Origin of the sequence: Spirillospora sp. NPDC049652, assembly GCF_040675125.1 — a bacterium.
GTDB lineage: Bacteria > Actinomycetota > Actinomycetes > Streptosporangiales > Streptosporangiaceae > Spirillospora.
In genome coordinates this window covers 1-5,295 of record NZ_JBFAOF010000500.1, presented here as the reverse complement: position 1 = coordinate 5,295, position 5,295 = coordinate 1, and the positions used below count along the sequence as shown (strand labels likewise).

The window sequence follows — 5,295 nt, the reverse complement described above, 5'->3', positions numbered from 1 at the left end:
GGTGCTGGACGGCGTGACCACCCGCCGCGTGGCCGACCTCGCCGCCACGCTGTTCGGCGCCGAGGCCGCCGGGCTGTCCGGCTGGCTGGTCGACACGGCCGCCGCCTACGCCAAGGTCCGCGAGCAGTTCGGTCGTCCGATCGGGCAGTTCCAGGGCGTCAAGCACAAGGCCGCCCGGATGCTGATCGCCGCCGAGCAGGCCCGCGCCGCCGCCTGGGACGCCGCCCGCGCGCTCGACGAGGGTGCCGAGGACGCCGGGTTCGCCGCCGCCGTGGCCGCCGTCATCGCGGCCGACGCGGGCGTGAAGACCGCGCGCGACGCCATCCAGATCCTCGGCGGCATCGGCTTCACCTGGGAGCACAACGCGCACGTCTACCTGCGGCGCGCGCTCACGCTGCGGGCGCTGCTCGGCTCGTCCAAGCAGTGGGCCGCGCGGGTCGCCGAGCTGGCGCTCGCCGGAGGCCGCCGCGAGGTCGAGCTGGAGCTGTCCGACGACACCCAGCCGCTGCGCGAGCGCGTCCGCGCCGAGATCGCCGAACTCGCCGCGATCGAGGACAAGGGCGAGCGGAACCGGCGGATGGGCGACGACGGCTGGACCGTCCCGCACTTCCCCGAGCCCTGGGGACGCGGCGCCGGACCCGTCGAGCAGATCCTCATCCAGCAGGAGCTGAAGGCCGCCAAGGTCAAGGCCCCCAACCTGGTCATCGGCGCGTGGCTGGTGCCCTCGCTCGTCCGGTACGGCACCGAGGAGCAGAAGGAGCGCTTCCTGCGCCCGACGCTGCGCGGCGAGCTGGTCTGGTGCCAGCTGTTCTCCGAGCCCGGCGCGGGCTCCGACCTCGCCTCGCTGTCGATGAAGGCCGAGCGGGTCGAGGGCGGGTGGCGGCTCACCGGGCAGAAGATCTGGACCTCGGTCGCGCAGTTCGCGCAATGGGGCTTCTGCATCGCCCGCACCGACCCGGCCGCGCCCAAGCACGACGGCATCACCTACTTCCTGGTGGACATGAAGGCCGAGGGCGTGGACGTCCGGCCGCTGCGCGAGCTGACCGGCGAGGCGATCTTCAACGAGGTGTTCCTCGACGAGGTGTTCGTCCCGGACGACTGCGTGGTCGGCGAGGTGAACCAGGGCTGGCAGGTCGCCCGCAACACGCTGTCGAACGAGCGGGTGTCGCTGTCCACCGGCGGCGGCCTCGGCATGGGCGTGCCGGAACTGCTGGACTTCCTCGGGGGCCGGGACCTGGACGCGGTCGCGACCGCCGAGGTCGGGGCGCTGGTCGCGCAGGGCCAGTCCAACGACCTGCTCGGGCTGCGCACCACGCTGAAGCAGCTGAACGGCGTGGAGCCGGGCGCGGAGTCCAGCGTCCGCAAGCTGCTCGGCGTCCAGTTCAACCAGGAGGTCGCCGACTACTGCTGGGCCGCGCAGGGGCCCGCCGCGGCGACCGAGGTGACGCTGGCCGAGTCCGGCATCGTCGCCCGGGCCATGCTGTTCAGCCGCGCGATGACGATCTACGGCGGCACCACCGAGGTGCAGCTGAACATCATCGGCGAGCGGCTGCTCGGCCTGCCCCGCGACCCCGAGCCCGGGAAGTGACGGGCTGACCGTCTGACCGCTCGTTCCGCCGCTCGCGGCGTGTGCGCGCGCCGTCCCCGGGGCTCAGTCGCGCCGGGGACGGTGCATGTACGCCACGTTCAGCACGACCAGCGCGATCCAGAGGAACAGCACCGCGCCCGGGCCCGCCAGCGATGCGCTGATGGCCGTGAGCGGGACCGACACGGCCAGGCTGAGCAGGAGCACGAGCAGGGCGTGGTCGCGGGGCCTGCCGTGGAACACGGCGGGCGGCGGCGCCGGACGGGGGTGCTCGCGTCCGGACTGCCGGGCCGCGAGCTGCTCCTCGATCCGGGTCGCGATCACGTCGGCGAAGGCCGCGTCGTAGTCCGGGCCGAGCTCGCGGCGGGCGGCCAGCCCGGCGGCGAGGTCCTCACGTGGAACGGTCATGCTCCAGTTGTAGGCGGGGGAAACCCTGGACGTCCTCACCCCGGGGGACGATCCCGCGGCTGGCTCCCCGGGGTGAGGCCGGAGACCGCCGCCCATGACGGGGGGACGGCCGGGGCTCGGCCGGGCCGAAGTTCGCCGTGGTGAGGGCTGCTGCGGAGGGCTACCCGCCGGTAAACTGCCGGTCTCGTTCCCCAGAGATCATCCGGAGGTCCAGGTGAGCATGCGGACACGCGCCGTGTCTCGGCTCGGCTGCGCCGCGCTCGTCGCGGTCCTCGCCGTGGGCGGCGTCGGCGGCTGCGGTGGCGGCGGCCAGGACGCCAAGAAGAGCGAGGGGGACGCCCAGCCCGTCAAGCTCGCGCCGTTGCCCAAGGTGGATCCGGCCCAGGTCAAGGGTCTGGTCGGACGCTGGGACGGCACCGGCAAGGACTACTTCCAGTTCAAGGCGGACGGCTCCGGGGTGTGGAAGAAGGAGGGCCAGACCCTCTGGAGCGGCCTCGCCATCCCGGACGGCCGGTCCAAGTTCCGGTTCTCGTGGCAGGGCGGCGACCCCAAGGGCAGCAACTACTGGGGCGCGACCGTCAGCGAGGACGGGAAGACGATGACGTTCTCCGGAACCGGGCAGACCTACACCAGGACCTCCGGCGGCAAGAAGTCCGCGGGCAGGACGCCCGGCGGCAAGCCGGACACCCCGAAAGGCCACTGAATGACGGTCCACGCCCTGTTCGCCTCCCCGGACGACGTCGCGGCACGGCTCGCCGCGGGCGGCTACCTCACCGACGAGTCCATCGCGACCACGGTGTTCCTGGCGCAGGCGCTCGGCAAGCCGCTGCTGGTCGAGGGGCCCGCCGGGGTCGGGAAGACGGAGCTGGCCAAGGCCGTCGCGCGCGCGTGCGAGGCGGAGCTGATCCGCCTCCAGTGCTACGAGGGGCTCGACGAGGCCCGCGCGCTGTACGAGTTCAACTACAAGAAGCAGCTCCTCGCGATCCAGGCCGCGCCGTCCGACCGGGGCTGGCAGGACACCCACGACGACATCTTCTCCGAGGACTTCCTGCTGGAGCGCCCGCTGCTCGCGGCGATCCGGCGCACCGGGCCGACCGTCCTGCTGATCGACGAGGCCGACAAGGCCGACGTCGAGATGGAGGGCATGCTGCTGGAGGTGCTGTCGGACTTCCAGGTCACCATCCCCGAGCTCGGCACGGTCGCGGCGACCCGGCGGCCGTTCGTCCTCATCACCTCCAACGCCGCCCGCGAGCTGTCCGAGGCGCTCAAGCGGCGCTGCCTCTACCTGCACCTGGACTACCCGGCGGCCGACCGCGAACGCGACATCGTCCTCGCCCAGGTCCCGGGGATCGAGGCGGAGCTGGCCGAGCAGCTCGTCCGGACGGTCGGGACGCTGCGCGCGCTTGAGGTCAAGAAGGCCCCGTCCATCGCCGAGACCGTGGACTGGGCGCGCACCCTGCTCGCCCTCGGCTTGGACGAGCTGGACGAGGCGGCCGTCGCACGCACGCTCGGGGTCGTCCTCAAGCACGTCTCCGACCAGGAGCGCGCCCGCAGGGAACTCGGCCTGAAGGGCTGACGCCGGTGGCCTCCCTGATCGACCGGCACACCGCGTTCGTCGCGGCCCTGCGCGAGGCCGGGCTGCCGGTGTCGGTCGCCGAGGGCCTGGACGCGGTCCGCGCCCTGCGCGCCGTGGACCTGCTGGACCGTGAGACGCTGCGCGCCGCGTACGCCGCGACCGTGGTGAAGCGTCCGACGCACCGTCCGGTCTTCGACACGCTCTTCGACCTCTGGTACCCGGCCGCGCTCGGCGACGGCTCCGCGCCCGCCTCGGACCGTCCCGCGCGCACGAGGGGCGAGGACGGGCGGCCGCTGCCCCCGCCGCTCGACCCGGCCGTCCAGGAACGCCGCCAGATGCTCTTCGAACTCCTGCTGGACGGCGACGACGCGGGCCTGCGCCAGTTCGCCCGGACGGCCGTCGCCGAGTACGGCCAGGCCGAGGGGCAGCGGTCGTGGTTCGCCACCGGCGTCACGCGGGCGCTGTCGCCCGAGACGCTCATGGCGAACCTGCTCAACGCCGTCCTGACCGGCCGGGAGCGCGGCGGGATGGCCGAACGCGTCGCCCGCCGGACGTTCAACGACCGCATCTCCCGGTTCCAGGACCTGGTCGCCACCGAGGTCCGCCGCCGCATCGCCGAGGACACCGGCGTCGAGCGCACCGCCCGCATCTCGGCCCGGCCGCCGATCGAGCACCTGGACTTCAACCGCGCGAGCCGCGCCGAGCTGGCCGCCCTGCGCCGCGAGGTGTACCCGCTGGCCCGCCGGCTGGCGGCCCGGCTCGTCCAGAAGCAGCGCGCGGGCGACCGGGGGCGGCTGGACTTCCGGCGGACCGTCCGCGCGTCCCTGGCCAGCGGCGGCGTCCCCCTCGCCACCCGGCACCGGCCGCGCCGCCCGCACAAGCCCGAGCTGGTGATCCTCTGCGACGCCAGCGACTCGGTGTCCTCGTTCGCGCACTTCACCCTGCTGCTGACGTTCGCGCTGCGCGAGCAGTTCAGCAAGGTCCGCGCGTTCGCCTTCATCGACGGCACGGACGAGATCACCAAGTACTTCGCGCCGGGCGCGGACGTCGTGGACGCCATGACCCGTATGGCGAGCGAGGCCGACCTCGTCTGGATCACCGGCCGCTCCCACTACGGCAACGCCATCAAGACGTTCTCCGACAAGTACGGCGACGCGGTCACCTCCAGGACGTCCCTGCTGATCCTCGGCGACGCCCGCTCCAACTACGGCGAGCTGTCGCTGCCCGTCCTGCGCACCCTGGTGGACCGGGCCCGCCACGCCTACTGGCTCAACCCCGAGCCCCGCCCCCAGTGGGACACCGGCGACTCCGCCGCGTCCGACTACGCCGAGCTGCTCCCCATGTTCGAGTGCCGCAACCTGGCCCAGCTCGCCACCTTCATCGAAGAACTCGCCTGACCCCGCAACCTCCACCCGGCCTGCGGCGTGTATCCCCCGAGACCGACCGAGGGAGAGGGCGTGGCAGACGAGGACGACGCGGGCTTCCCCGCCTTCTACCGCGACGCGTATCCGGGACTGGTGGCCGAGCTGTGCGTCCGTACCGGCGACCGGACGGAGGCGCAGGAGATCGCGCAGGAGGCGTTCACCCGCGCGTGGACCCACTGGGAGAGCGTGCGCGACCTCGACCAGCCGCGCGCCTGGGTCGCGCGGGTCGCCTACCGCCTGGCGGCCAGCCGCTGGCGCCGCGCCGCCGTCGCCCTGCGGGGCCTCCGCAGGCACGGTCCGCC

General features: G+C 73.4%; 6 protein-coding genes. 5 read left to right on the top strand and 1 reads right to left on the bottom strand.

The features are described 5' to 3' along the window. The coding region (locus tag AB0J52_RS26245; RefSeq protein WP_500184948.1) for an acyl-CoA dehydrogenase family protein at positions 1-1,588 on the top strand (1,588 nt) is incomplete at its 5' end. Positions 1,589-1,651: 63 nt separating this feature from the next. On the opposite strand, the gene AB0J52_RS26240 is transcribed toward AB0J52_RS26245, so the two are convergent. Further along, on the bottom strand, positions 1,652-1,993 hold the full coding sequence (locus AB0J52_RS26240) for a hypothetical protein (RefSeq protein WP_500184947.1): 342 nt from the start codon (positions 1,991-1,993) through the stop codon (positions 1,652-1,654). A gap of 220 nt (positions 1,994-2,213) precedes the next feature. Here AB0J52_RS26240 and AB0J52_RS26235 point away from each other — a divergent pair, with 220 nt between their 5' ends. The 4 genes from AB0J52_RS26235 to AB0J52_RS26220 all read left to right on the top strand — a co-directional run. Next, complete coding sequence (locus AB0J52_RS26235; protein WP_500184946.1) at positions 2,214-2,696, top strand: hypothetical protein; 483 nt, start codon at positions 2,214-2,216, stop codon at positions 2,694-2,696. Continuing rightward, positions 2,697-3,569, top strand: a complete 873-nt coding sequence (locus AB0J52_RS26230; RefSeq protein ID WP_500184944.1) for an AAA family ATPase — start codon at positions 2,697-2,699, stop codon at positions 3,567-3,569. 5 nt (positions 3,570-3,574) lie between these two features. Beyond that, positions 3,575-4,966, top strand: coding sequence for a vWA domain-containing protein (locus tag AB0J52_RS26225; RefSeq protein ID WP_500184943.1), 1,392 nt, complete (start codon positions 3,575-3,577; stop codon positions 4,964-4,966). 60 nt (positions 4,967-5,026) lie between these two features. Beyond that, positions 5,027-5,295, top strand: a 269-nt coding sequence (locus AB0J52_RS26220) for a sigma factor (RefSeq protein WP_500184941.1), incomplete at its 3' end; no start/stop codon positions are given.